This is a genomic window from Xanthobacter luteus (assembly GCF_040049235.1).
Lineage (GTDB): Bacteria > Pseudomonadota > Alphaproteobacteria > Rhizobiales > Xanthobacteraceae > Xanthobacter.
In genome coordinates, this window is sequence record NZ_JBDZDO010000001.1 from 1256516 (window position 1) to 1280679 (window position 24164).

Genomic DNA, 24164 nt, shown 5'->3' on the forward strand with positions numbered 1-24164 from the left:
CCCCATGCGGCGAGCGCAGAGCCTTGGGGCTTGTTCGCGAGCCCATGAGCCGATAGCCAATAAGGCAAGAAGAAGGAGAATGCGCGGCATGAACGTTTTGCTGCTCGGTTCGGGGGGGCGAGAGCACGCGCTGGCATGGAAGCTGGCGCAGAGCCCATCCATGGGCCAGTTCTACGCCGCGCCGGGCAATCCCGGCGTCGCCGAGCACGCCGATCTGGTGGAAGGCATTCCCCTGTCGGCCCACGACACCTTGGTGGCGTTCTGCCGCGACCACGGCATCGAGTTCGTGGTGGTGGGGCCCGAGGCGCCCTTGGTGGCCGGGCTGGTGGACCGGCTCGACGCCGCCGGCATCCCCGCCTTCGGTCCCACCGCCGCCGCGGCCCGGCTCGAAGGCTCCAAGCTCTTCACCAAGGAGCTGTGCCGGGCCAACGGCATCCCCACCGCCGCCTTCGGCCGCTTCACCGACCTGGACTCTGCATGCCGCTACGTCAATGAGCAGGGCGCGCCCATCGTCGTGAAGGCGGACGGCCTGATGGCCGGCAAGGGCGTGGTGGTGGCCCTCACGGTGGAGGAGGCGACCGACGCGGTCGCCCAGGTGTTCGCCGGCGGCGGCACCGAGGTGCTGATCGAGGAATTCATGGAGGGCGAGGAGGTAAGCCTGTTCGCTTTGGTGGACGGGCAGACCGTGGTGCCGTTCGGCAGCGCCCAGGACCACAAGCGCGCCTATGACGGCGACCTCGGCCCCAATACCGGCGGCATGGGCGCCTATTCGCCCGCCCCGGTGCTCACCGCGGACCTCGAGGCGCGGGCGATCGCCGAGATCCTGGTGCCCACCGCCAGGGCCATGGCGGCGGCCGGCACGCCCTATCGCGGCGTGCTCTATGCCGGCCTCATGCTGACCGCGCAGGGGCCGAAGCTGGTGGAATACAATTGCCGCTTCGGCGATCCCGAATGCCAGGTGCTGATGCCGCGCTATGCCGGCGACCTGCTGGAGGTGCTCTACGCCACCGCCACCGGCCGCCTCGCCGCGGTCACCCCCGCTTGGCACCCCACCTCGGCCATCACCGTGGTCTATGCCAGCCGCGGCTATCCCGGCCCGCACCAGACCGGCAGCACCATCACCGGCGTGGACGCCGCGGGCGCGGGCGAAGGCGTGCTGGTGTTCCAGGCGGGCACCCGTCTCAAGGGCGCGAACCTGGTCTCGAACGGCGGGCGCGTGCTCAACGTCACCGCCAGCGGCGCGACCCTCGCCGAAGCACGCGCGCGCGCCTACGGCGCCATCGCCAAGATCGACTGGCCGGAGGGATTCTTCCGCAGCGACATCGGCTGGCGCGCGCTCGGCCGCCTTGCCTGACCTCGCCCTTCCGTCGATGGAGCCCGTGCCGTGACCGATCGCGAGAAGCCGCCTTTGCCCACCCTCGACAGCTTTCCGGTGCGCGCCTTCGACACCATCCGCTTCGGCGACACCGACATGCTGGGCCATGTGAACAATGCGGTGTTCTCCACCTATCTGGAGACCGGTCGCACCCAGCTCCTGCGGACGGGCGACCGGCCCATGGCGCCGGACGGCACCTTCTTCTCGCTGGCGCGCATCGTGCTCGACTTCCGCGCCGAACTGATCTGGCCCGGCACGGTGGAGGTGGGCACGCGGGTGGTGAAGGTCGGCCGCAGCTCGCTCACCCTCGAGCAGGCGCTCTACCAGGACAAGAGGTGCGTCGCCACCGCCGAGACGGTGATGGTGCTGGTGGACCGGCAGACGCGCCGCTCCACGCTATTGCCGCCCGATCTCGCCGCCCACCTCGGCGCCTTGTCCTGACCGCCTTCGGGCGGTCGCGGGCGGCGAGGAGCGGCCCGCCTTTTCCCGGCGCGTGTTTTTGTTCTATCAAGGCGCGAGGGCGCGCCCGACCGGTCATCCGCCTGGCGGGCGGTGGTCGCGGCCGCGTCATCCGATCGGATTGCCGCGCAGCGCGATCTGCGCGTTCTCTCGTGTAGGACCTTTTCGGTGCGCCTGCTGCCGCTCGCCTTCACCCTCCTCGCCGCCACCGTGCTCGGGCTCGGCGTGACCTGGTTCGCCGTCACCGAGAGCCGGGGGCTCGACGTGGTGCGCTCCGGCCCCTGGCAGGGCTGGCCGCGCGCCGGCACGGTGAAGGCCGATCCCTATGCCCGCGCGGCGCTCGCCCGCTCGGGCGAACTGCCCATCGAGCTCGCGGACGGCCTGCTGTTCCTCGCCAGCAGCGACGATCAGGGCCGGCCGATCGACGGACGCTGCGTCACCCGCATCGTCGGCGTGCTGCCCCAGGCGCGGCTGTGGACGCTCACCCTCATGGACGCGGACGGGCGTCTCATCCCCAACGACGCCGGGCGCTACGGCTTCACCAGCGCCGAGGTGGTCTATTCCGACAGCGGCGCCATCGACGTGCGCCTGTCGCCGCGGGCTCGCGCGGGCAATTGGCTGCCCACCGGCGCGCGCAGCCGGGTGAAGGTGGTGCTGCGGCTCTACGATGCGCCGTTCTCCTTCGCCTCGGGCGCGGGCGATGCCATGGCGCTGCCGCGCATCGAGCGGGAGGCCTGCCTGTGAGCATGATCGACGCTTTGCGGCACCGCCTGCCCCCCGCCGGCCCGGCGCGCCGCCGGGTGGAAAGCCTGTGGGCGCGGCTGGCGCGCTGGCCGGCCGGCATCCTGTTGTCGGCGGCGGTGGCGGTGGTGCTGGCGGGCATCGCCCACATCATCTCCATCCTCGCCATGCCGGCGCTGGCGGAGCGCAACGCCTATGCCCGGCTGTCGGAGCTCGCCGAGAGCAACCAGATGGTGATGCTGGCGGACCCGACGCCGCAGGAGAGCGTGCTGCCGATGATGGACCCGGCGTTCGTCTCGGCGGTATGCCTCTACGACCTCACGCAGCGGCCGCTGAAGGTGCGCGTGCCGGCCACCGCCGACTACACCTCGGTCTCGTTCTACACCGCCGAGGGCCTCGCTTTCTACGCGCTGAGCGACCAGGCGGCGGGCGCGGTGGTGGAGCTGGACCTCATGACCCCGGCCCAGAAAGCGGCGCTGCCGGAGGACGAGGAGATCACCGCCGCGGACCGGCTGGTGATCGTCTCGCCGACGACCGAGGGCGTGGTGATGGTGCGGGCATTCGTGCGCGAACGGGGCCTGCGCGCCGGGGTGCGCAAGCAGCTCGAGGCGGCGGGCTGCGGCGAGGCCGGCTGACGCCGGCATTGCGCGTCGGCCGCGCTCCTCGGCGGCTCAGTGGACCTTGCGGCCCCAGTCGGGAACGGCGCCGCGCGCTGCGCTCCCGCCATCGTCCGGCGCGGCATGGCGCTCGATGCGCACCACCGGCAGGATCACCACCTTCGGCCCGGAAAGCGGTGCCGGACGCTCCGGCGCGAGCGCGGCCTCACGCCGTCGCCGCGCCGCGCTGAACAGAATGACCGTGCTCATGCCCCTCGTCCTCTTCATGGCAAGCCCACGAACAACGCGTTTCGGGCCGTTATGGTTTCCTGAACCTTAACGACCCATTAACCACGTCGGCGCGGGCACGCCGTCACAGGGGCACCACGTCGAGGAAATGGCGGCCGTCGCGGTCCTCGATCGCCACCACGAAGATGTCGGGGTCGAACTTCGCCTCGCGGGCGATGCGCGCGTCCGCCTCCGCCTCGGGGCGGCCCGGCGGCACCATCTCCACGAACTTGCGGTCGGCGGGGTAGGCCTCGTCGAAGGCGGTCTGGGGGGCGGGGCCGTAGAGCGCGGCGGTGCCGTCCGGGGCCACCACCTTGACGAAGATGGCCCCCGCCTCCTCGGCGCCGCGCCGCGCCACCACGCCGAACGCGCCCTCGACGCTGGCGCGCCGCAGCAAAGCGGAGACGAAGATGGCGCTCTTGAGCCGCATCAGTAGACCGCCGTGCCGGTGACGGCGGCCAGTTCGCGCACCAGGCGGTCCGAGATCTCCCCGTCCGCCGGCAGGTTGCGGTCGCGCTGGAAGCGCTGGATGGCGAGCCGCGTCTCGGCGCCGGGGCGCCCGTCCGCCTTGATGGGGCCGTAGCCGATGCGCGACAGCGCCTTCTGCACCGAGAGCACGCGCCCGTTGGCGGGCAGCTCCGCCGGCGGGCGCACCGCCCCCGTCACCTCGGGCACCGGCGCGGTCCCCACCGCGGCGAGCGGGCGCCGCACGCTTTCGGCCTGGGCGCGCGGCGCGGGCGCGGGGCCGGGCGCGGCGGGCGGCGGGCTGCCGGTGCTGCGCATGACGAGATAGCCGAGCGAGCCCTCGGTGGCGCCCCCCACCGGCGCCGGATGGGCCGGCGCGGGCGCGGCGGCGGGCGCCGGCGCGACGACCTTGGCGGCCTTGGTCCGATCCGGCGCGGCCTCGGCCGCCGGGCGCCGCGGCGGGACCGGCGCGCCGCCGCCCGGGCCCTGCAGCACCAAGGCGTTCACTGCGACGGCGATGCTGAGCGCGGCGAGCAGCGCGCCGGCGGCGAAGTCCGCCGCCTTCAGGCGCCGCCCGCCGCCCGGCGCCGCAGGCTCGGGCGAGACGTCGGACGGTTCGGCGAAATCGGTCATGTCGTGCGCAAGGCCGTGGGGCGTCATGCGGTCCTCCGGGCGGAATGTTCGGTGCCGGCGCGCGGCGCGAAGGGCGCCACCACCTCGCCTGTCGGAGCGTCCACCCCGTCGCGCGCCGGGCGGGCGAGCGGCAGGCGCACGGTGACGCAGGTGCCGCGGCCGAGCACGCTGTCGACCTCGAAGCTGCCGCCGTGAAGCCCGATGAGCCCCTTCACCACGGCGAGGCCGAGGCCGGAGCCGCGCGCCCGCTGGTCGGCGTCGCCGGCCTGGAAGAACGGCTCGCCGAGGCGCTTCAGCTCCTCCGGCCCCATGCCGGGCCCGCTGTCGCGCACGCGCACGCAGAGGCGCTCGGCCTCGGTGCGCAGCACCACCTGGACCCGGCCGCCGTCGGGCGTGAATTTCACCGCATTGGCGATCAGGTTGATCAGGATCTGCCGCAGCGCGCGCCGGTCCGCCTCCACCTTTGGCAGCCGCGCGCCGAGCCCGGCGCGGATGGCGACGGCGCGGCGCGCGGCCTCCACCTGCATCATCTCCACGCAGCCCGACACCAGCTCGGCGGCGTCCACCGGCTCGAAATCCAGCTGGTAGGCTCCGGCCTCCACCCGCGACAGATCGAGGATGTCGTTGACGAGGCCGAGCAGGTGGCGGCCGCTGTCGTGGATGATGCGGGCATAGTCGGCCTTGCGGGCGGCATCCATGGGGCCGCTTGCCTCGGTGGCGAGGATCTCCGAGAAGCCGATGATGGCATTGAGCGGGGTGCGCAGCTCGTGGCTCATGGCGGCGAGGAAGCGGCTCTTGGCGGCGTTGGCGGCCTCGGCCTCGGCGCGGGCGCGCGCCTCCTCCTCGGCCCGCGCCTTGTGGGCGCTGGCCGCGCGCCAGATGCAGCGCACCTCGCCCCGGCGCGCCGGCAGCAGGCGCACCTCGAACGGCAGGAAGGCCGGCGGCCCGCCGGCCGCGGCGCGCGCCCGGAGGTCGCAGGTGGCGGGCACGCCGCGCGCGGCCACCGCCAGCGCCGACAGGAAGGCCGGGCGGTCGGCCACCAGGATGCGCGCATAGACGCCCTGGCCCAGCAGGCCGGCGCCCGCATCGGCGGCGGCCGGGCGGCCGGGGAACGTCGCGCCGCAGGCGGCGGCACCGGACGGGGCATCGAGGAACGGGCCGTCGCGCCGCTCCACGGCGAGCGCGGCGCCCTGGCGGTTGTGGCGGGTGACGAGCAGCGCGTCGTCGTCGGCCTCGCGCCGGCTCACCTGGGCGGCGGCGGCGGCGAGGCCGCGCGCCACGGCGGCGAGCGCGGCGCAGACCAGGCCGGCGCCGAACAGGAAGAAGGCGTCGGCGAGCGCGCCCGAGGCGAGCCCCGCCGCCTCGGCGAGGAACACCGCGCCCGCGCTCGAGGTCGCCACCAGAGCGAGGGCGCCGAGGATGGCGGCGGCGAGCCGCCCGAGGCGGGCGAGCCGCCCCATGCGGTCCCGCCCCGCGCCGGCGGGCGCGCGGAGCCTGCGCGAACGATCATAGGTGAAAAGCGGCACGGCGCCCCTCTGCCCCCCTCTTGGATCCGCGGAGCCCGGGCCGGCCCGGCCGGCGAGCCCGGCCGGCCGTCTCGGCCGAGCGGCGGCGCGCATGCGCGGCCTCCGCCTCGGTCCGGAGCTTGGCGCCGCACCGTTTAAGCAATGCTAAGCGGCCCGCCGGCGACCTGCCCCCAGCGTTAACGATGTCTTTAAAAGTCGCGCCCGCGGGGCCTCGGCGAAGGCCCCGCCTCTGGTATGATCACAGGGCTCGCAACTGGATCGCGGGCGTCAACGAGGCGGACATGTTCTTCCTTTTGCGCATGGGCTTCCTGGTCGCCATCGTGCTGGCGCTGCTGCCCCTCGGGCTGAAGGGGGAGAGCGGGCGCGACGTGAGCGTGTTCGAGGCCATCGGGCTGGTGCAGGCGGTGATCGCCGACGCGCGCGGCTTCTGCGACCGCCAGCCCCAGGCTTGCGACGTGGGCGGGCAGATGGCGGTCCATTTCAAGGAGAAGGCGCAGGTCGGCGCCAAGTGGCTCTACGAGGCGGTGGGCGAGGCCCGCGCCCCGGAGCCGGCCCAGGACCTCGCCAAATCCGGCGGCGCGCCCGCGCCCGCCGCCAGCGCCGCCGGCCTCGATCCGGCGCGCCTGCCCTCCGCCGGCCAGCTCGATCTGACGCCGCAGGACCTCCTGCCGGCCTGGGGCGGCGGCGGCAACCTCCACGCGACGCCGCCGGCGCGGGCGGTGCCGGCCGCGGTGCCCGCGCCCGCCTCCGCGCCCCTGCCCCCGCGCCGCCCGGCGTGAGGACACCGGCCGGCGATGCCGGTATAGTGTCGCCCTGAAGGCCGCCCCGGCGTGCCCGCGACGCCGCCGGACCGCCGGAAGGGATCGAGCTTCATGGATGTCGAGGACCTGATCGCCGACTTCGAGTTCCTGGACGACTGGGAGGACCGGTACCGCCATCTGATCGAGCTCGGCCGCGCGCTGCCGCCTTTCCCCGAGGCGGAGCGCACCGATGCCAACAAGGTGCAGGGCTGCGCCAGCCAGGTGTGGCTGGTGTGCCGGCGCAAGACCGGGCCGGCGGGCGAGGTGCTGGAGTTCGAGGGCGATTCGGACGCCCACATCGTGCGCGGCCTCGTCGCCGTGCTGCTGGCGCTGACTTCCGGCCGCACCGCGCAGGAGATCCTGGAGACCGACGTGCTCGCCATCTTCCGCCGGATCGGCCTCGAGGGTCACTTGACGCCGCAGCGCTCCAACGGCCTGAGATCCATGGTGGATCGCATCCGCGGCTACGCCCGCGCCGCGCACGCCGCCGCCTGAGGCGGGCGGCGCGGCCGGCCGCGCCGCCCCTCCCCCATTGGGCCTGCGGCAAGCTGACCGCTCCAAGGTCGCGCCGGCGGAAAAAGCCAGCGCCCGCCAGGGTCGGCGGGCGGCGCCCCGGCACCGGTCGGCCGGCCGGAGCACCCGCGGGCATCGACGGCGCCGCCGGACTTGGCTATGGTCCGTCCGCAGCAGATTTGGAATGTCTCGAAGGCGCGTCGGTCAGAGCCGGATCCGCCCGGGGCGCGTCGCCCAAGCGATTCGCCACGGGCAGTGAATTCGTATCTACTCAATAAGTTAGAGCACGATCCGCGGGGCCGGCGCCGCGCCGGGACGATCCCGGGGCGCGCCGCCGATGACATCCGGACCTGAACCGCGGCGCGCGCAACGCCGCCATGGGTCCGCAGCGAAGGATTGGGCGCGCTTCCCGAGACCGGCCCCCGTGGCCGCGGGCGGCGGCCCGGCGCGCAAGAGCGGCATCCGGAGCCCGTGCAAATCGCAGGGGGCTGGCCGTCGCGACAATGAAGGAGCCGGCAATGGATCTCGATCCGGTCACTCTCGCACGCATCCAGTTCGCGTTCACCGTCTCCTTCCACATCATCTTCCCGAGCTTCACCATCGGCCTGTCGGCGTTCATCGCCACGCTGGAGCTGCTGTGGCTGAAGACCGGGCGCGAGGTGTTCCACCGCCTGGCGCGCTACTGGACCAAGATCTTCGCGGTCTCGTTCGCCATGGGCGTGGTGTCGGGCATCGTGCTGTCCTACCAGTTCGGCACCAATTGGAGCCGCTTCTCCGAAGTGGTGGGATCGGTGATCGCGCCGCTGATCGGCTTCGAGGTGCTGACCGCCTTCTTCCTGGAGGCCACCTTCCTCGGCATCATGCTGTTCGGCTGGAACCGGGTGCCGGCGTGGCTGCACGTGCTGTCCACCTGCGTGGTCGCGTTCGGCACCTTCATGTCGGCGTTCTGGATCCTGTCCGCCAACAGCTGGATGCAGACCCCCGCCGGCTTCGAGATCCGCGCCGGCGTCGCCTACCCGCTCGACTGGCTGGACATCATCTTCAACCCGAGCTTCTTCCTGCACCGGCTGCCGCACATGCTGCTGGCCGCCTATCTCACCACCTCGCTGGTGGTGCTGGCGGTGGGCGCGCGCTATCTGCTCGCCGGCCGGTTCGAGGAAGAGGCCAAGGTGATGATGGTGATGGCGATCGGCATGCTCGCCGTGGTCGGCCCGATCCAGGCCTTCGTGGGCGACGCCCACGGCCTCAACACCGCCAAATACCAGCCGGCCAAGATCGCCGCCATCGAGGCCCACTGGGACAGCTCCAAGCCTGCCCCCCTGGTGCTGTTCGCCTGGCCCGACGAGAAGGCCGAGAAGAACCTGTTCGAGATCTCGATCCCCGGCGGCGCCTCGCTGATGATCACCCACTCGCTCAGCGGGCTGTTCCCGGGCCTCAAGGACTTCGCGCCGCAGGACCGGCCGCCGGTGATCGGCCCGTTCTTCGGCTTCCGCGCCATGGTGGGCGTCGGCGTGGTGATGATCCTGTTCGGCTGGGTCGGCGCCTTCCTCCTGTGGCGCCGCAAGGTGTTCGAGACCCGCTGGTACCTGTGGTCGGCCTCGCTGTCCTGGCCGCTCGGCTTCATCGCCATCCTGTCCGGCTGGATCGTCACCGAGCAGGGCCGCCAGCCCTGGGTGGTGCAAGGCGTGCTGCGCACCGCCGACGCGGTCTCGCCGGTGACCGGCTGGAGCGTGGCGGTGACGCTGGTGCTGTTCGTGATCGTCTACACCATCGTCTTCGCCACCGGCCTCTATTTCATGAACCGGCTGATCGTGAAGGGTCCGGGCGGCACGCTGATCGAGCCGCCCCGCAAGGAGCGTCCCAGCCGGCCCCTGGCCGCCGCCCACGGCGAAGGACAGATCACCCCCGGCGAATAAAGGCACAGGAGCGGACCATGGAATGGTATCTGCCCGTCATATGGGGCCTGATCATCGGCGTCGCGGTGATCATGTACGTGATCCTCGACGGCTTCGACCTGGGCATCGGCATTCTGTTTCCCTTCGCCAAGGAGGAGAAGCAGCGCGACACCATGATGAACACGGTGGCGCCGTTCTGGGACGGCAACGAGACCTGGCTCGTGCTCGGCGGCGGCGGCTTGTGGGTCGCCTTCCCCCAGGCCTATGCGGTGGTGATGCCGGCGCTCTATCTGCCGGTCATCGTCATGCTGCTGGCGCTGGTGTTCCGCGGCGTCGCCTTCGAGTTCCGCTGGGTTGCGATGACGAGCCGCAAATGGTGGAACTTCGCCTTCTCCGGCGGCTCGGTGGTGGCCGCCTTCTGCCAGGGGGTGATCCTCGGCGGCCTGGTGCAGGGCATCACGGTGGCCAACGGCCAGTTCGCCGGCGGGCCGCTCGACTGGGCGACGCCGTTCGCGCTCCTGTGCGGGCTCGGCGTGGTGGCGGGCTATGCGCTGCTGGGCGCCACCTGGCTGCTCATCAAGACCGAGGGCGCGATCGCCGATCGCGCCCGCGCCCAGGCGCTGGCGCTGCTCTATATGGTGCTCGCCTTCATGGCGGCGGTCAGCCTGTGGACCCCGCTCGCCTTCGACCGCATCGCGGTGCGCTGGTTCTCCACCCCCAACCTGTTCTTCCTGGCGCCGGTGCCGATCGTCACCGCTCTCGTCGCCTATCTGGTCTGGCGCTGGCTGAAGGAGGGCAAGGAGATGCTGCCGTTCTTCGGCACGGTGGGGCTGTTCCTGCTGGGCTTTTTGGGGCTCGCGATCTCCACCTTTCCGTATCTCGTGCCGCCCTCGCTCACCGTGTGGCAGACCGCCGCCGCGGCGCCGAGCCAGATCCTCATGCTGTTCGGCGTGATCTTCCTGCTGCCGGTGGTGCTCGGCTATATCGTGTTCGTGTACTGGATCTTCCGCGGCAAGGTGCGCGAGGGCGAGGGCTACCACTGAGCCTCCGCCGGGCCGTGCACGGCGAGGGCCGGCGGCACCGACGCCATGGCGGCGCGGCGCTGTTCCATGGGGCCGGATCGCGCTTCGGGGCCGACCGGCGCCGGCATGCGGGCGGAGGTCGACAGGGGTAACCCGCATCGGACGGCGGCGCGCCCCCGCCCTGCCCTCTCCCGCCGCGCAGAGGGGTCTGGCCTCGCGCGAAGGCGCTCCCTCTGCCGGAGCGCGCGCCGGGGGCAAAAGGTTCAGCCTTCTGCCAGGACACAGTCCGGCGTTCGGGCCATGGGCCGAAGCCTATTCCGGCACGTCCTCGGCCGCGAACAAGCCGAGCTGCTGCTCGCGCACCGGCGCGAACGAGCGGCGGTGGTGGATGCACGGCCCGTGCCGCACCAGCGCCGCGCCGTGCTCGGGCGTGCCGTAGCCCATGTGGCGCTCGAAGCCGTAATCGGGAAAGCTCAACCCCAATTGCGCCATCAGCCGGTCGCGCGTCACCTTGGCGACAATGGAGGCGGCGGCGATCGAGGCGATGAGCCCGTCGCCGCCGATGATCGCCTCCACCGGACACGGCAAAGACGGCGGGTCGTTGCCGTCCACCAGCACGAAGGCGGGCTTGAGGGGCAGCGCGCGCACCGCATTGGCGAGCGCCCACAAGGTGGCCTGGCGGATGTTGTCGCGGTCGATGCGCGCCGGCGGGGCGAGGCTCACGGCCACGTGCGCGGTGGCGCAGATCTCGAGATAGAGCGCTTCCCGCCGTAGCTTCGGCAGCTTCTTGGAATCGTCGAGGCCCCGCGGCACCCGCGCCGGATCGAGGATCACGGCGGCGGCCACCACCGGTCCGGCGAGCGGGCCGCGCCCCACCTCGTCGGCGCCCGCCACCGGCAGGTGGCCGGCCGCGAGCAGCGCCGCCTCACGGCGGAAGCCGAGCCCCTTGGCGGGCCCCTTGGCGGGCGCCCTGGCGCCGCCGGCCAGCGCGCGCCCGCGGCGCGCGGCGCCTTCGGCGGTCTTGAGGGTGGCGGGCGGCTTCGGCGGCATGGGCGGACCTGGATCGGCGGACCGGGATGGGCGGACCTGAATCGGCGGGCGGAAGCGGCCCGCATCTCCTCCATAGCACAGGGCCAGCGCCCGCCGCGCCTCCCCGCGCGCGCCGGCAGGCGGCGCCTCGCGCGCGCAAGGCTTGCTTTGCCGCCCGCTTGGCCTAAATCTGGTGCCTGAACAAGGCGGCGAGGGCGGCCGGAAGGCAGGATCGATGAGCTACGTAGCAGCGGCCAGCGCGCCGCTCCGCAAGACCGGACACATCAAGCTTTACGGCGCCGACGGCTTCGCCGGCATGCGCCGGGCCGGACAACTCACCGCCAGCGCGCTCGACGCGGTGGCCGAGTTGGTGCGCCCCGGCGTCACCACCGAGGCCATCGACAAGCTGATCTTCGACTTCGCCATGGACCACGGCGCCTATCCGGCGACGCTGATGTATCGCGGCTACCGCTATTCGGTGTGCACCTCCCTCAACCATGTGGTGTGCCACGGCATGCCCAATGCCCGGCCGCTGCGCGAAGGCGACATCGTCAACGTGGACGTGACGCTGGTGCTCGACGGCTGGTACGGGGATTCGAGCCGCATGTTCGCCATCGGCGCGATCCCGCGCCGCGCGGAGCGGCTGCTGGACGTGACCTACGAATCCATGATGCGCGGCATCGCCGCGATCCGCCCCGGCGGCCATGTCGGCGACATCGGCGCGGCGATCCAGGAATTCGTCGAGCCGCAGCACATGAGCGTGGTGCGCGACTTCTGCGGCCACGGCGTCGGCCAGGTGTTCCACGACGAGCCCAACATCGTCCATGTGGGCCGGCGCGGCGAGGGCCCGCAGCTGGTGCCCGGCATGATCTTCACCGTGGAGCCGATGATCAATCTGGGGCGCCCGCATGTGAAGGTGCTCTCGGACGGCTGGACCGCGGTGACGCGCGACCGCTCGCTGTCCGCCCAGTTCGAGCACGCGGTCGGCGTCACCGAGACCGGGGTGGAGATCTTCACCTTGAGTCCGAAGGGCTATCACAAGCCGCCCTACAAGATCGCCTGACAGGCGCGCCATGGCGGAGGAGCCCGAGGACGGCGTCGCCGAGGCCCCCCACTTCCACGGGCACCGCGACCGGCTGCGCGAGCGTTTCCGCGAGGCCGGCCCCGAGGCGCTCGCCGACTACGAGCTGCTCGAACTGGTGCTGTTCCGCGCCGTGCCGCGGCGCGACGTGAAGCCGCTGGCGAAGGTCCTGGTGGACCGCTTCGGCTCGTTCGCCGAGGTGATCGCCGCCCCGCCCAGCCTGCTCGCCGAGATCCCAGGCGTGAAGCAGGCCATCATCACCGAGCTGAAGGTGGTGGAGGCGGCCGCCCAGCGCCTCGCCAAGGGCCAGGTGAAGCGGCGGCCGGCCTTGTCCTCGTGGAGCGCGGTGCTCGATTATTGCCGCACCGCCATGGCGTTCCAGGACCGCGAACAGGTGCGCGTGCTGTTCCTCGACAAGCGCAACCAGCTGATCACCGACGAGGTGCTCCAGACCGGCACCGTCGACCACGCCCCGGTCTATCCCCGCGAGGTGGTCAAGCGCGCGCTGGAGGTGTCGGCCTCCGCCATCATCCTGTGCCACAACCACCCCTCGGGCGACCCGACGCCCTCGCGCGCCGACATCGACATGACGCGCAAGATCATCGAGGTGGCCAAGCCGCTCGGCATCGAGGTGCACGACCACATCATCGTCGGCAAGGACGGGCACGCGAGCCTGAAGGGCCTCAGGCTGATCTGAGCTGCCGCCGCCTCAGTTGATCTCGATCCCGGCGGCCTTGACGATCGCGCCATAGCGCGCCGTGTCGGCCTTGATGCGGGCGAGGAAGGCCGGGCCGTCGAGCCCCACCGCCTCGGCGCCGGCGGTGTTGAGGCGCGCCACCACCGCCGGGTCGGCGAGCGCCGCCTTGAGGTCCGTCGTCACCTTGGCGACGATGTCCGCCGGCGTGCCCTTGGGGGCGAACAGGCCGACCCAGATCGAGGCGTCGAAGTCGGCGATGCCGGCCTCGCGCGCCGAGGGCCAGTCGGGGGCGAGCTGGGTGCGCGCCTGCGTGGTCATGCCCAGCACCTTGACCTTGCCGGACTTCACGTGCGGCAGAGCGGAGGAGACCGCGAGCACGCTCACCGGCACCTCGCCACCGGCGATGGCGGCCGCCGCCGGCGCGCCGCCCTTGTAGGGCACGTGCAGCAGCTTGGTGCCGGTGAGCGTGGCGAACCATTCGGCGGTCAGGTGGTTCATGGTGCCGGCGCCGGGCGAGGAATAGGCGATGTCGCCGGGCTTGGCCTTGGCGGCGGCGATGAACTCCACCAGCGAGGAATAAGGCGCATTCGCGTTCGCCGCCCACAGCAGCGGCGTATTGGTCACCATGGCGATGGGGATCAGATCCTTCTGCGGATCGTGGGTCAGGTTCTTGTAGAGCGCCGGGTTGATGGTGATCTCGCCGTTGGTGGCCATCAGCAGGGTGTAGCCGTCCGGCGCGGCGCGCACCGCCGCGTCGACGCCGATGGTGCCGCCGGCGCCGGGCCGGTTCTCCACCACCACCTGCTGGCCCCACGTCTCGGCGAGCTTCTGGCCCACCACCCGCGCGGCGATGTCGGTGACGCCGCCGGGCGCGAACGGGACGATCAGGTGCACCGGCCGGGTGGGAAAGTCCTGCGCGGCGGCGGTCTGCGGCGCGGCGAACAGCGCGAGCGCGGCGAGCGGCGCGCACAGGCCGGCGCGGGCGATGGTCTTCAGCATGGTCATCCCCTGGAAGGTTCGGGTTTCGCCCGCGAAGGCGGCCGCCTTCGTGCGGGCACAGGCGCGCCGTCCGGCGCCCCAGGCGGGGCGCCGCGCGCAACGTCGCATCGGTCGCGTCAGGTGCCGGCGCCGCGCCCGGCCGGCGGCCGGGGCGCGGGGCGGATCACTTGTCGGGCTTGAGGCCGATGGCCTTCACCAGCGGGCCGAAGCGGGCGTCCTCGTTTTTGTAGAACTGCGCCAGCTCGGCCGGGGTGGAGCCCACGAACACCGCGCCCTGGGGCATCATGCGGCCGCGCAGCTCGGGGTCGGCGGTGACCTTGGCGATGTCGGCGCTCATCTTGTCGACGATCGCCTTCGGCGTGCCCTTGGGCACCACAACCGTGGTCCAGGACTGGGCCTGGAGGAAGGGAAAGCCCGCCTCGGTGGAGGTCGGCACGTCGGGAAGCTGGTCGGAGCGCGTGGGGGCGAGAACGGCGATCGGGCGCAGCTTGCCGGCCTTGATGTTGGGCATCACCTCGGTGGGCACCCCGGCATAAAATTGCAGCCGGCCCGCCACCAGGTCCACCACGCCCTGCCCGCCGCTCTTGTAGGGCACGTGCACGAGGTCCAGCTTCTCCTGCTGCGCCAGCATCTCGCCGATCAAATGCGGCGTGGTGCCGGCGCCCGGCGAGGGATAGGTCAGGCCGGGATTCTTGCGCGCATATTCCACCAGCTCCTTCATGGTCTTGATGGGCAGATCGGCGTTCACCACCAGCACCAGCGGGTAATAGGCGACCAGCGAGACCGGATCGAAGCTCTTGTCGGTGGAATAAGGCAGGTCCGGATAGACGTGCTGGGTGATGATGAAGGGCGGCGGCGCGATCATCATCGTGTAGCCGTCCGCCGGCTGCTTGGCGGTGTAGGCGGTGCCGACCGTGGTGGTGGCGCCGGGCTTGTTCTCCACCACCACCGGCTGCTTCCACATCTCCGAGAGCTTCTGCGCCAGGCTGCGGCCCATGATGTCGGACGAGCCGCCGGGCGCGTAGGGCACCACCAGCGTCACCGGCTTGGTGGGGAAGTCCTGCGCCTGCGCCGCCAATGGGGCGAGGAGCGGCGGCAGCAGCGCGAGAGCATATTTCCAGCTCATGTGTTTGGTCCCTCTGGTCATCTGAAAATATGAACGTCAGACAATCTTCATGTGCATCCGCACCCCTGTCAATATGCCTACGGATCGAAGCTAATTTTTTCAGCATTCGCCTCGTTCCGCGCCAGAATGGGAAGCCGAACTGCCCATCCCGGACGCGTTCTTGGCCCTGCCCGGCGCGACAGGCACAGCCCGCGGCACGGGGCGCGGACGGGGCGCGCAGACATGGCGAAGCCGCCGCGCCCGATGCCTCGGGCCGGCGGTCGCTGTCGATCGTCCAGGGGCTGGGGCGGGCGCGGCCTATCTCACCGCGCCGGGCCGGTCAGTGGCCGGCGCCGCCGAAGTCCTGCGGCACGGTGTTCTTTACCACGCGCACCTTCCGGATGGTCTCGGGGGTGTTGCGCGAGCGGCCGACCACGCGCGGCACGCCCGCCGTCACCACCGCGCCCACCGCCGGCACGTCGCCGTTCGCGAGCCCGGCCAGGGCATCGTTCTGCGAGCCGCCGGCGCAGGCGTCGATCACCACCACGTCGGCGTCGCGGCCCGGAGCGATGACGCCGTTGTTCAGCCGGTAGACGCGGGCATTGTTGCCGGTCGCCGCGGCGATGGCGATCTCCGGCGCGACGCCGCCGAGCGAGGCGAGATGGCTGATGGTGTAGAACATGCCGAGCGGCATGATCCCGCTGCCGGTGGGGGTGTCGGTGGCGATCAGCAGCCGGTCCATGCGCCCCGCTTCGGCGAGCAGCTTGCCCACCAGCAATGTGGTGCGCAGATTGCCGGCGGTGCACACCTGCATGGCGACCGCGCTCTCGTTCACGAGGCGCGGGAAGTCGGCGTCCGGAATGGCGGTGGGGCCGCCATTCACATGGTACGACACGTCGGGATCGATCTTCAGCACATGGTCGGCCCAGATGCCCGACGAGCCGGGGATGGACGAGCCGCCGGTGTGCACCATGGAGACCATGCCGTGCGCCCGCGCCATGGCCACCAGGGGGGCGTAGTCGTAGGGCGTGGCGAAGGCGCCGAAGCCGGCCTTCACCATCCACACGCCGAGCTTTGCCAGCTCGGCGAAGTCCGCCCCGGTGAGCCCCGGCTCCAGGATCAGCGAGCCGGCATGCACGCGCATGCCGCCCGGCCGGTAGGTCTCGAAGCACTTCATGGCGGCGACCGCGAGCGCCTTCACCCCGGCGACGTCCTTCGGGCGGCCGGGCACGTGGACCTCGGAGGCGCTGATGGCGCAGGTCACCCCGCCATGGACGTAGCTCTCCAGGAAGCCGACGGTCTTCTGGCGCGGGGTGTAGTCGCCGAAGGTGATGTGGACGTGGGAATCGATCAGGCCGGGCATGGCGGTCGCGCCGCCGGCGTCGATCACCACGTCGCAGGCATCGAGGGCGGCGGCATCGAGCGTGCCCACCGCCGCGATCCGGCCGTCGGCCATGAGGATGGCGTCGCCCGCTATGAGCGGAGCCGACAGGTCGCCGGAGACGATCCGGCCGAGATTGACGATCGCCGTGCGCATGGGCGCGTCCTCCCTGCTCAGACGGAGGCCTTGGCCTTGCGCGCCACCACCTCGTCGTGGGTCATGCCGCCCACCCGCGCGTTCTGGCGCCCGCCGCTGGCGAGGCAGAAGATGATCGCCACCTCGTCCGGCTGCGGGCCGTCCGGCACCACCACCGACATGCCGTCATAATGGGAGCGCACGTAGACGTCGTCCTTGTGGTTCATGGGCACGTCGATCATCGTGCCGGGCGCGGCGACCTTGGTCATGGACGAGATCCAGGCGTCGGCGCCGCCGATGGCGTCGCGGATCGGGTTGGCGAAGGCGGTGGTGAGCAGCGCGTTGGCGTGCTCCTGGGCGCCGGCGAGGCCGACGATGCCGCCCTTGCCGTAGCTCTGCACCTCGAACGGCGCGAGCGCCTCGACCGCGAGCTTGGCGATCATGCGGCCGAGCGGCACGCTGGCCTCGATCAGCGGCCCGAGGTCCTCCACATAGCCCTTGCCGGCGAACGGATTCTCGACGATCGCGACCACCGCCGCCTTGCGCACGGGCACGGCCGCCTTGCGCCCTTCCGCCTCGCTGCGATCTTCCACGGTGACGATGGTTCGGCGCACATTGAGCTGCATGCGGATCTCTCGAAGGCTTGACTTCAGCGGTCGTCTGACTATGACTTTGTCAGACAATTTGTCAATCGGAAGATCCATGATGCAAGCGAAAGCGCCGTCGATCCTGTTCTCCGAAATGACGCCCGGTCCCGACTTCGAGGACAAGTTTCACCGCTGGTACGACGAGGAGCACATCCCGGTGCGCATGGCGTGCCCCGGCTTCGCCAGCGCGCAGCGCTACGCCCGCGAGGACGGCAAGGGCTATCTCGCGGTGTACGAGATGGCGAACCTCGGCGTGATGTCCTCGCCGGCCTACAAGGTGGTGAAGGAGCAGCCCTCCGAGCTCACCGCCTGGATGCTGAAGAACGTTTCCGGCTTCACCCGCTATCTGTGCGACCAGACCTTCGAGCGGTCCCAGCCCGGCGCCTTCGATCCGATCGACGCGCCGGTGCTCTACGCCGTCTCCTTCACCGTGCCGAAGGAAGCGGAAGGCGAGTTCGACGCCTGGTACGAAAGCGAGCACATCCCGATGCTGATGGCCTGCCCCGACTGGCTGATGGTGCGGCGCATGCGTGTTGCCGACGGGGTGCCCGAGCCCTATACCCATCTGGCATTGCATTATCTTGCCGATTCGCGCGCCCTCGCCTCCCCGGAGCGCGAGATGGCACGCCAGACGGAATGGCGCGCGCGCCTTGCGGCCAACCCCTGGTTCAAGGCGAACTACGCCGTCTTCCGGCGTCATGGTCCGCGTCAGCTGGGTCGAGGTTGAACCGTGCGCCCTTCCGATCTCCGCGTGTCCCCCAAGACCGTCCAGCAGCAGGCGGTGGAGAAGCTGCGCTCGGCCATCATCGCCGGCATCTTCAAGCCGGGCGACCGGCTGGTGGAGGTGGAGCTGTGCGGCATGCTCGGCGTCTCGCGCCCCTCGGTGCGCGAGGCCCTGCGGAGTCTGGAGGCCGAGCGCCTGGTCTCGATGATCCCGAACCGCGGGCCGCAGGTGCCGATCCTGACCCTCGAGCATGCGAGCGAGATCTACCAGGTGCGCGCGCTGCTGGAGGGCGAGGCGGCGGCGCTGTGCGCGCGCAAGGCCGCGCCGGCCGACGTGAAGAAGATGGCGGGCGCGCTCGCCGCCTTCGCCAAGGCGGTGCGCGGCGACGACGCCGAGGGCCGGATCGCCGCCACCGCCGATTTCTACCGCGAGATCACAAGGGTGTGCGGCAACCGCATCATCGAGGAGACCCTCCAGAGCCTCAACGCGCGCATCAACTTCCTGCGCGCGCGCTCCATGTCCCTGCCGGGGCGCGGCAAGAAGAGCCACGAGGAGATGAAGGCCATCCTCGATGCGGTCGAGAAGGCCGACCCCGAGGCCGCCCGCGCCGCCGCCGTGCGGCATGTGGAGCAGGCCCACCTCGCCGCGCGCCACGCCTTCGAGGGCACCGACGCCTGATCTCCCGCGCGGGGCGGCAGGCCGCCGCCGCCGGCCCGTGAGGCGCGCATGCGCCCAGCCGGCGACCGCCCGGAGCGATCGCGCGGGCGGGGGCCTCGCCGATCACCGGAACCGCGCGGTGGGTTCATTTGCGCCGATCGGGGCCTAGCCGGCCTCGGCCTCCAGGAGCCGGGTGAAGATCTCCCGCACCTTGGCCTGGGTGTCCACCAGATGCGCCTCGAAGGTCGCGAAGTCGGGCATCTCGCCGGCGCGGGCGAGCAGCGCCCGCAGCGCCGGGCTGGCATCGAGCGGCACCACATGGGCGTCCACCGCGAGGCGCAGCACCTGGGTCAGGTCCTGGTAGAGCCGGCAGGCGCGGATCAGCACCTGGGCGTCCTCCGGCTCCAGCAGGCCGAGCCGCCCGGCGGCGCCCAGCACGCGCGCCGTCGCGGTGTCCACCACCTCGGGATGCTCGGCGGCAAAGGCCAGCACCAGATATTGGGCGAGGAACTCCACGTCCACCTGCCCGCCCGCGGCGTGCTTCAGATTCCAGCGGTCGTCCTCGCCCTTCTCGGCGGCGATGGCGCGGCGCATGTCGAGGATGTCGCCGGCGAGCCGGCGCCGGTCGCGCGGGCGCGCCATGATGGCGTGGACCACGCGGCCCACGGCGATGCCGAAATCCGCCTCGGCGGCGACCACACGGGCGCGGGTGAGCGCCATGTGCTCCCAGGTCCAGGCCTCCTCGAACTGGTAGGTCTCGAACGAGGAGAGCCGCGTCGCCAGCGGCCCCGAGCGCCCCGAGGGACGCAGCCGGAGGTCCACGTCGTAGAGCTTGCCGGCATTGGTGAGCGCGGTGAGCGCCGAGACCAGGCGCTGGGTGAAGCGGGCGAAATACTGCGCCCCGGCGAGCGGGCGCGCGCCGTCCGACAGGGCGTCGCTGCCGCCGGCATAGTCGTAGAGCACGATCAGATCGAGGTCGGAGCCCGCCGTCATCTCGCGCCCGCCGAGCTTGCCCATGGCCACCACGGCGGCGCGCCCGCCGGCCATGTGGCCGTGGGTCTCGGCGAAGCGCGCGCGCACCCGCTGGAACAGCGCGCGGATGATGACCTCGGCGAGCCGGGCATAGGCCTCGCCCGCGCGCGCCGCCGGCAGCGTGCCGGAGGCGATGCGCACGCCGATCAGCACGTGCTGCTCCTGGCGGAAGCGCCGGGCGCGGTCGAACTGCTCCTCGTCGGTGGCGGCGGTGTCGAGCAGGTGATCGAGGCGGGCCTTGAGCTCCTCCTCCCCGGGCAGCACGTCGAAGAAAGCGGGGTCGAGCAGCGCGTCGGTGAGCGAGGGCCGGCGCGCCAGCGTCTCGCCGAGGCGCGGGGCGGCGGTGAGGATGGTGGCGAGCAGGCGCACCAGGTCCGGGTGCCGGTCGAGCGCGGCGAGCAGGCGCGGCCCGGGCAGTTCGGCGAGGAAGCGGTCGGCGGCGATCAGCGCGCCGTCGGGATCGCCGCCGCGCGCCAGCGCCTCCAGGAACAGCGGCGCGATGCGGGCGAGATGGGCGCGCGCCGCCTCGGTCTTCAGCGCCCGCGGGCCGCCCACGAGCCAGCCGCGCACGATGGCGCTCGCCGCCGCCGGGTCGCGGAAACCGAGCCGGGCGAGCGAAGCGAGGGTCTGGCGGTCATTCTCGCCGGCCGGGAACACCAGCGCCTCGCTCAAGGCGGCGGGCGGCGGGGCGTCCTCGAACAATTGGGCGTAGTGGCGCTGCACGGTCTGCAGGCGCTCCACCAGAGCGGCGGCGAAGGTGTCGCGGTCGGCGTAGCCCATGAAATGGGCGAAGCCCTCCATGGCCTGCCGGCTCTCGGGCAGCTCGTGGCTCTGGGCATCCGCCACCATCTGGATGCGGTGCTCGACCCGGCGCAGGAAGCAATAGGCCTCCTTCAGCTCGTCGCGCACCTTCGGGGCGATCCAGCGGTGCTCCACCAGCGCGTCGAGCGCATCGAGGGTGCGCGAGGCGCGCAGCATCGGGTCGCGCCCGCCGGCGATCAGCTGCTGGGTCTGGACGAAGAACTCGATCTCGCGGATGCCGCCGCGCCCGAGCTTCACGTTGTGGCCCTCCACCGCCACCACGTCGTGGCCGCGGAAGGCATGGATCTCGCGCTTCATGGCGTGGACGTCGGCGATCGCCTGGAAGTCCAGCACCCGGCGCCACACGAACGGCGACAGCTCGGCGAGGAAGGCGCGGCCGACCTCCAGGTCGCCGGCCACCGCGCGCGCCTTGATATAGGCGGCGCGCTCCCAGGTGGCGCCCTCGCGCTCGTAATAAGCGAGCGCGGCATGGGTGGAGAGCGCGACCTGGGTGGAACCGGGATCGGGCCGCAGCCGCAGGTCGACGCGCAGCACGTAGCCGTCCGCGGTGCGCTCCTGGATCAGCCGCACCAGCCCCTTGGTGATGCGCACGAAGAACGGCGAGGGCTCGAGGCCCGCCGCCAGCGGCGCCTGCTCGCGGTCGTAGACCACCACCAGGTCGATGTCGCTCGAATAATTGAGCTCGCGCGCGCCGTGCTTGCCCATGGCGATCACCGCGAGCCCGCTCGGCCCGCCCGGAACGGCGGCCTCGGGGGCGATCTTGCCCGCGCGCGCGGCGTCCTTCAAAAGGAACGCCAGCGCCGCGCGCACCGCGGTGTCGGCCACGTCCGCCAGCGCGCCGGTGACCTGATCGAGATCGAAGGCGCCGCCGATGTCGGCGAGCGCGATGGTGAGCGCCGCCTCCGCGCGCATGCGGCGCAACGCGCGCATGACCTCGGCCTCGTCCTGCGTCGCTTCGGCCACCGCGCGCGCGCCCGCGGTGAGCGCCCCCAGATGGGCGAAGGGGTCGCGGCCGAGCGCGCGCACCAGGCGCCCCGGCTCGGCGCGCACGAGGTCGAGCAGGAACGGCGAGCCCTCGGCGAGGCCGAGGCAGGCCGCCAAGGCGAAGGGGTGACCCGCAAGCAGCGTGGCGAGCGCCGCCGCGGCCTCCGGATCCAACCGCTCCGTGGCCTGGGAAAGCTTAAGCTTTGCCGCCTGATGATCGGCAACCACCGGGGCTTCCCGCATCAGCGACGCGAGCGGCAGGAGGCCGGGCGAATCCGGTTCGTGGGGCGCGTGCATTTCGCGACCTAAAGGCACGAGGCCGCGCTGCAGCGCAAGCCCCCGCGCGCGGGATCGGCATCATGGCGGGCGCCGCGCCCGGTGCGGCGGCGCCTCAGGCGGGCTTCGCCGGCAGACGCAGCGTCGCCACGAGGCCGGGCTCGTTGTCCGAGAGAACCAGGCTGCCGCCGTGCAGGTGCGCCACCGCGGCCACCAGCGCGAGGCCGAGCCCCGACCCCGGCCGGGTGCGGCTCGCCTCCAGGCGCACGAAGCGCTCCACCACGCGGCCGCGCTCGCCGGCGGGGATGCCCGGCCCCTGGTCGGCCACCGACAGCACCGCCTCGCCGCCCTCCCGCGCCAGGCGCACGGCGATGCGGCGCCGCGCGCCGTCCTGCGGGGCAGCGTACTTGATGGCGTTGTCCACCAGGTTCGAGAGCGCCTGGGCGAGCAGCTCGCGCACGCCGTGCACCACCACCGGGGCGGCCTCGACCTCGAGGTCGAGGCCCTTCTCGTCGGCCAGCGGCTCGTAGAGCTCGGAGACGTTCTCGGTGATCTGCGCGAGGTCCACGTCGCTCATGGACGCCCGCGCCTGGCCGGCCTCGGCGCGGGCGATCATGAGCAGCGCGTCGAAGGTGCGGATCAGCGCGTCGCTCTCCTCGATGGTGTCCTCCAGCGCCCGGCGCCACTGCGCCTCGGTGGCGGCGGTGCGCAGCGCCTCCTCGGCCCGGTTCCGGAGGCGCGTGAGCGGCGTCTTCAGATCGTGCGCGATGTTGTCCGAGACGTCCTTGAGCCCCTGCATGAGGGCCTCGATGCGCTCCAGCATGGCGTTGAGCGAATGGGCGAGGCGGTCGAACTCGTCGCCGGTGCCGGCGAGCGCGAGGCGGCCGGTGAAATCGCCGGCCATGATGGTCTCGGAGGTCGCCGTCATGGCGTCGATGCGCTTCAGCACGCGCCGCGTCACGAACACGCCGCCGGCAAGGCCGAGCCCGACGATCAGCAGCACCGCCCATTGGGCCGGGCGGGTGACGAGCGCCCGCAGGGTGTCGCGCTCCTCGATGTCGCGGCCCACCAGCAGCCGGTAGCCGCCGGGCAGGATGTCCACCGCCACGAAGGCGACGTGGCTCTTGGCGCCGGTCTCGTCGGGGCGGTTGTAGGTGGTGAAGCGCGTGCCCGGCTGGTCCAAGAGCCCGAGCGGGAGGTCCGACACGTTGGTGGCGATCACCTCGCCCTGGAAGTTGGCCAGCATGTAGATGGACGAGCCCGGCCGGCGGGTGCGTCGGTCGATCACGTAGACCAGGCGCTGGATGCCGCCGATGCGGTACTGGTCGGACAGGAAGCGCACCTCGCGGTCGAGATCGTCCGCCACCTGCACCTCGATCAGGTGACGGGTGTGCCAGGCGGTGTAGGCGATCACCGACACCGCGAACACCGCGAACACCAGGAGGTAGGCGGCGAGCAGCTTGAACGCGGTGGTGCGCACCAGCCGCGCAAGATTGGCGAACGCCTTCATGGGCGGCCCCCGGCGCCCGGCCGGGCGCTCATTTCAGCCCCGCGCGCACCATGTAGCCCGCGCCGCGCACCGTATGGAGGAGCTGAGGGTCGAAGCCCTTGTCGATCTTCGCCCGCAGGCGCGAGACATGGACGTCGATGACGTTGGTCTGGGGGTCGAAATGATAGTCCCAGACATTCTCCAGCAGCATGGTGCGGGTCACCACCTGGCCGGCATGGCGCATGAGATATTCGAGCAGGCGGAACTCGCGCGGCTGGAGCACGATCTCCTTGCCGCCGCGGGTCACCGAATGGGACAGCCGGTCGAGCTCCAGGTCCGCCACCTTGTAGACCGTCTCGGCGGCCTGGGGCGCGCCGCGCCGCGACAGCGCCTCGACCCGGGCGAGCAGCTCGGTGAAGGCGTAGGGCTTGGGCAGATAGTCGTCGCCGCCGGCCCTCAGGCCCTGGACCCGGTCGTCCACCTGGCCGAGGGCGGAGAGGATGAGCACCGGCGTGGTGTGCCCGCGCCCGCGCAGCTCGGACACCAAGGACAGGCCGTCGCGCTGGGGCAGCATGCGGTCGACGATCATCACGTCGTATTTGCCGTCGAGCGCCAGAGCGAGGCCCTCCTCGCCGTCGGCCGCGAGGTCCGCCACGTGGCCGGCCTCCTTGAAGGCCTTGCGCAGATATTCCGCGGCGTCGCGGTCGTCCTCGACCAGCAGGAGGCGCATGGGATTGGAGGTGCCCGGATCGAGAGTCGCAATCATGGCACTCTAGCCGAGCCTCGCTTCAGG

General features: G+C 71.9%; 24 protein-coding genes. 12 read left to right on the top strand and 12 right to left on the bottom strand.

The features are described from left to right. Positions 1 to 88: 88 nt before the first annotated feature. From purD to ABLE88_RS06155, 4 genes are all read left to right on the top strand, one after another. A complete protein-coding gene (gene purD / locus ABLE88_RS06140; protein WP_348830556.1) occupies positions 89 to 1354 on the top strand; it encodes a phosphoribosylamine--glycine ligase in 1266 nt (421 codons plus the stop codon). 30 nt (positions 1355 to 1384) lie between these two features. After that, entirely contained in the window at positions 1385 to 1816 is a 432-nt protein-coding gene (locus ABLE88_RS06145; protein ID WP_348830557.1) for an acyl-CoA thioesterase, read from the top strand. A gap of 186 nt (positions 1817 to 2002) precedes the next feature. Next, complete coding sequence (locus tag ABLE88_RS06150) at positions 2003 to 2578, top strand: DUF1214 domain-containing protein (RefSeq protein ID WP_348830558.1); 576 nt, start codon at positions 2003 to 2005, stop codon at positions 2576 to 2578. A gap of 2 nt (positions 2579 to 2580) precedes the next feature. Beyond that, on the top strand, positions 2581 to 3210 hold the full coding sequence (locus tag ABLE88_RS06155; RefSeq protein WP_348831098.1) for a DUF1254 domain-containing protein: 630 nt from the start codon (positions 2581 to 2583) through the stop codon (positions 3208 to 3210). A 36-nt stretch (positions 3211 to 3246) separates the two neighbouring features. On the opposite strand, the gene ABLE88_RS06160 is transcribed toward ABLE88_RS06155, so the two are convergent. The 4 genes from ABLE88_RS06160 to ABLE88_RS06175 all read right to left on the bottom strand — a co-directional run bounded on the left by ABLE88_RS06160 (position 3247) and on the right by ABLE88_RS06175 (position 6017). After that, positions 3247 to 3441, bottom strand: a complete 195-nt coding sequence (locus ABLE88_RS06160; RefSeq protein WP_348830559.1) for a hypothetical protein — start codon at positions 3439 to 3441, stop codon at positions 3247 to 3249. A gap of 103 nt (positions 3442 to 3544) precedes the next feature. Next, positions 3545 to 3889: a DUF1491 family protein gene (locus ABLE88_RS06165; protein WP_348830560.1), complete on the bottom strand. Its 345-nt coding sequence runs from the start codon at positions 3887 to 3889 to the stop codon at positions 3545 to 3547. Beyond that, positions 3889 to 4584 carry a peptidoglycan-binding domain-containing protein gene (locus tag ABLE88_RS06170; RefSeq protein WP_348830561.1) on the bottom strand — a complete coding sequence of 232 codons (696 nt, stop codon included), beginning with the start codon at positions 4582 to 4584 and terminating at the stop codon, positions 3889 to 3891. The genes ABLE88_RS06165 and ABLE88_RS06170 overlap by 1 nt, the downstream gene beginning before the upstream one ends. Next, positions 4581 to 6017, bottom strand: a complete 1437-nt coding sequence (locus tag ABLE88_RS06175) for a sensor histidine kinase (protein WP_348830562.1) — start codon at positions 6015 to 6017, stop codon at positions 4581 to 4583. The genes ABLE88_RS06170 and ABLE88_RS06175 overlap by 4 nt, the downstream gene beginning before the upstream one ends. Before the next feature lie 347 nt (positions 6018 to 6364). Here ABLE88_RS06175 and ABLE88_RS06180 point away from each other — a divergent pair, with 347 nt between their 5' ends. The 4 genes from ABLE88_RS06180 to cydB all read left to right on the top strand — a co-directional run bounded on the left by ABLE88_RS06180 (position 6365) and on the right by cydB (position 10334). Beyond that, positions 6365 to 6862 carry a DUF5330 domain-containing protein gene (locus ABLE88_RS06180; RefSeq protein WP_348830563.1) on the top strand — a complete coding sequence of 166 codons (498 nt, stop codon included), beginning with the start codon at positions 6365 to 6367 and terminating at the stop codon, positions 6860 to 6862. 93 nt (positions 6863 to 6955) lie between these two features. Then, entirely contained in the window at positions 6956 to 7378 is a 423-nt protein-coding gene (locus ABLE88_RS06185) for a SufE family protein (RefSeq protein WP_348830564.1), read from the top strand. A gap of 536 nt (positions 7379 to 7914) precedes the next feature. Beyond that, the gene (locus ABLE88_RS06190; protein ID WP_348830565.1) at positions 7915 to 9312 is read left to right on the top strand and encodes a cytochrome ubiquinol oxidase subunit I; all 1398 of its coding nucleotides are present in this window, start codon (positions 7915 to 7917) and stop codon (positions 9310 to 9312) included. Positions 9313 to 9329: 17 nt separating this feature from the next. After that, on the top strand, positions 9330 to 10334 hold the full coding sequence (cydB, locus tag ABLE88_RS06195) for a cytochrome d ubiquinol oxidase subunit II (protein WP_348830566.1): 1005 nt from the start codon (positions 9330 to 9332) through the stop codon (positions 10332 to 10334). Between the two features lie 291 nt (positions 10335 to 10625). Here the strand turns inward: cydB and rnhB are convergent, their stop codons facing one another. Continuing rightward, positions 10626 to 11363: a ribonuclease HII gene (gene rnhB / locus ABLE88_RS06200; RefSeq protein WP_348830567.1), complete on the bottom strand. Its 738-nt coding sequence runs from the start codon at positions 11361 to 11363 to the stop codon at positions 10626 to 10628. Between the two features lie 214 nt (positions 11364 to 11577). On the opposite strand from rnhB, the gene map reads away from it, so the two are divergent. Both map and radC read left to right on the top strand, forming a co-directional pair. Beyond that, complete coding sequence (gene map, locus ABLE88_RS06205; protein WP_348830568.1) at positions 11578 to 12405, top strand: type I methionyl aminopeptidase; 828 nt, start codon at positions 11578 to 11580, stop codon at positions 12403 to 12405. Positions 12406 to 12415: 10 nt separating this feature from the next. Next, positions 12416 to 13120 carry a RadC family protein gene (gene radC / locus ABLE88_RS06210; RefSeq protein WP_348830569.1) on the top strand — a complete coding sequence of 235 codons (705 nt, stop codon included), beginning with the start codon at positions 12416 to 12418 and terminating at the stop codon, positions 13118 to 13120. A gap of 12 nt (positions 13121 to 13132) precedes the next feature. Here the strand turns inward: radC and ABLE88_RS06215 are convergent, their stop codons facing one another. From ABLE88_RS06215 to ABLE88_RS06230, 4 genes are all read right to left on the bottom strand, one after another. Beyond that, positions 13133 to 14119 carry a Bug family tripartite tricarboxylate transporter substrate binding protein gene (locus ABLE88_RS06215; RefSeq protein ID WP_348830570.1) on the bottom strand — a complete coding sequence of 329 codons (987 nt, stop codon included), beginning with the start codon at positions 14117 to 14119 and terminating at the stop codon, positions 13133 to 13135. Positions 14120 to 14282: 163 nt separating this feature from the next. After that, positions 14283 to 15245 carry a Bug family tripartite tricarboxylate transporter substrate binding protein gene (locus tag ABLE88_RS06220; protein ID WP_348830571.1) on the bottom strand — a complete coding sequence of 321 codons (963 nt, stop codon included), beginning with the start codon at positions 15243 to 15245 and terminating at the stop codon, positions 14283 to 14285. 319 nt (positions 15246 to 15564) lie between these two features. After that, on the bottom strand, positions 15565 to 16761 hold the full coding sequence (locus ABLE88_RS06225) for an amidohydrolase family protein (RefSeq protein ID WP_348830572.1): 1197 nt from the start codon (positions 16759 to 16761) through the stop codon (positions 15565 to 15567). Between the two features lie 17 nt (positions 16762 to 16778). After that, positions 16779 to 17366 carry an amino acid synthesis family protein gene (locus ABLE88_RS06230; protein WP_348830573.1) on the bottom strand — a complete coding sequence of 196 codons (588 nt, stop codon included), beginning with the start codon at positions 17364 to 17366 and terminating at the stop codon, positions 16779 to 16781. Between the two features lie 76 nt (positions 17367 to 17442). Here ABLE88_RS06230 and ABLE88_RS06235 point away from each other — a divergent pair, with 76 nt between their 5' ends. Both ABLE88_RS06235 and ABLE88_RS06240 read left to right on the top strand, forming a co-directional pair. Continuing rightward, positions 17443 to 18114 (top strand): DUF4286 family protein, encoded by a 672-nt coding sequence (locus tag ABLE88_RS06235; RefSeq protein WP_348830574.1) that lies wholly within the window; start codon positions 17443 to 17445, stop codon positions 18112 to 18114. A 24-nt stretch (positions 18115 to 18138) separates the two neighbouring features. Further along, positions 18139 to 18789 carry a GntR family transcriptional regulator gene (locus ABLE88_RS06240; protein ID WP_348830575.1) on the top strand — a complete coding sequence of 217 codons (651 nt, stop codon included), beginning with the start codon at positions 18139 to 18141 and terminating at the stop codon, positions 18787 to 18789. A gap of 144 nt (positions 18790 to 18933) precedes the next feature. Here ABLE88_RS06240 and ABLE88_RS06245 read toward each other — a convergent pair whose 3' ends face one another. The 3 genes from ABLE88_RS06245 to ABLE88_RS06255 all read right to left on the bottom strand — a co-directional run bounded on the left by ABLE88_RS06245 (position 18934) and on the right by ABLE88_RS06255 (position 24137). Then, entirely contained in the window at positions 18934 to 21903 is a 2970-nt protein-coding gene (locus ABLE88_RS06245) for a bifunctional [glutamine synthetase] adenylyltransferase/[glutamine synthetase]-adenylyl-L-tyrosine phosphorylase (RefSeq protein WP_348830576.1), read from the bottom strand. A 94-nt stretch (positions 21904 to 21997) separates the two neighbouring features. Beyond that, positions 21998 to 23392, bottom strand: a complete 1395-nt coding sequence (locus tag ABLE88_RS06250) for a sensor histidine kinase (protein WP_348830577.1) — start codon at positions 23390 to 23392, stop codon at positions 21998 to 22000. Between the two features lie 28 nt (positions 23393 to 23420). After that, complete coding sequence (locus ABLE88_RS06255; RefSeq protein ID WP_348830578.1) at positions 23421 to 24137, bottom strand: winged helix-turn-helix domain-containing protein; 717 nt, start codon at positions 24135 to 24137, stop codon at positions 23421 to 23423. Positions 24138 to 24164 lie beyond the last annotated feature (27 nt).

What these genes read in the sequence shown, in the direction of transcription:
- cydB (WP_348830566.1), top strand. Translation starts at nt 9,330, where the DNA reads ATGGAATGGTATCTGCCCGTCATATGGGGCCTGATCATCGGCGTCGCG.
- ABLE88_RS06250 (WP_348830577.1), bottom strand. Translation starts at nt 23,392, where the DNA reads ATGAAGGCGTTCGCCAATCTTGCGCGGCTGGTGCGCACCACCGCGTTC.
- ABLE88_RS06190 (WP_348830565.1), top strand. Translation starts at nt 7,915, where the DNA reads ATGGATCTCGATCCGGTCACTCTCGCACGCATCCAGTTCGCGTTCACC.
- ABLE88_RS06225 (WP_348830572.1), bottom strand. Translation starts at nt 16,761, where the DNA reads ATGCGCACGGCGATCGTCAATCTCGGCCGGATCGTCTCCGGCGACCTG.
- purD (WP_348830556.1), top strand. Translation starts at nt 89, where the DNA reads ATGAACGTTTTGCTGCTCGGTTCGGGGGGGCGAGAGCACGCGCTGGCA.
- ABLE88_RS06220 (WP_348830571.1), bottom strand. Translation starts at nt 15,245, where the DNA reads ATGAGCTGGAAATATGCTCTCGCGCTGCTGCCGCCGCTCCTCGCCCCA.
- ABLE88_RS06245 (WP_348830576.1), bottom strand. Translation starts at nt 21,903, where the DNA reads ATGCACGCGCCCCACGAACCGGATTCGCCCGGCCTCCTGCCGCTCGCG.
- ABLE88_RS06185 (WP_348830564.1), top strand. Translation starts at nt 6,956, where the DNA reads ATGGATGTCGAGGACCTGATCGCCGACTTCGAGTTCCTGGACGACTGG.
- rnhB (WP_348830567.1), bottom strand. Translation starts at nt 11,363, where the DNA reads ATGCCGCCGAAGCCGCCCGCCACCCTCAAGACCGCCGAAGGCGCCGCG.
- ABLE88_RS06235 (WP_348830574.1), top strand. Translation starts at nt 17,443, where the DNA reads ATGATGCAAGCGAAAGCGCCGTCGATCCTGTTCTCCGAAATGACGCCC.
- ABLE88_RS06170 (WP_348830561.1), bottom strand. Translation starts at nt 4,584, where the DNA reads ATGACGCCCCACGGCCTTGCGCACGACATGACCGATTTCGCCGAACCG.
- ABLE88_RS06255 (WP_348830578.1), bottom strand. Translation starts at nt 24,137, where the DNA reads ATGATTGCGACTCTCGATCCGGGCACCTCCAATCCCATGCGCCTCCTG.
- radC (WP_348830569.1), top strand. Translation starts at nt 12,416, where the DNA reads ATGGCGGAGGAGCCCGAGGACGGCGTCGCCGAGGCCCCCCACTTCCAC.
- map (WP_348830568.1), top strand. Translation starts at nt 11,578, where the DNA reads ATGAGCTACGTAGCAGCGGCCAGCGCGCCGCTCCGCAAGACCGGACAC.
- ABLE88_RS06180 (WP_348830563.1), top strand. Translation starts at nt 6,365, where the DNA reads ATGTTCTTCCTTTTGCGCATGGGCTTCCTGGTCGCCATCGTGCTGGCG.
- ABLE88_RS06175 (WP_348830562.1), bottom strand. Translation starts at nt 6,017, where the DNA reads ATGGGGCGGCTCGCCCGCCTCGGGCGGCTCGCCGCCGCCATCCTCGGC.
- ABLE88_RS06215 (WP_348830570.1), bottom strand. Translation starts at nt 14,119, where the DNA reads ATGCTGAAGACCATCGCCCGCGCCGGCCTGTGCGCGCCGCTCGCCGCG.
- ABLE88_RS06160 (WP_348830559.1), bottom strand. Translation starts at nt 3,441, where the DNA reads ATGAGCACGGTCATTCTGTTCAGCGCGGCGCGGCGACGGCGTGAGGCC.
- ABLE88_RS06230 (WP_348830573.1), bottom strand. Translation starts at nt 17,366, where the DNA reads ATGCAGCTCAATGTGCGCCGAACCATCGTCACCGTGGAAGATCGCAGC.
- ABLE88_RS06155 (WP_348831098.1), top strand. Translation starts at nt 2,581, where the DNA reads ATGATCGACGCTTTGCGGCACCGCCTGCCCCCCGCCGGCCCGGCGCGC.
- ABLE88_RS06165 (WP_348830560.1), bottom strand. Translation starts at nt 3,889, where the DNA reads ATGCGGCTCAAGAGCGCCATCTTCGTCTCCGCTTTGCTGCGGCGCGCC.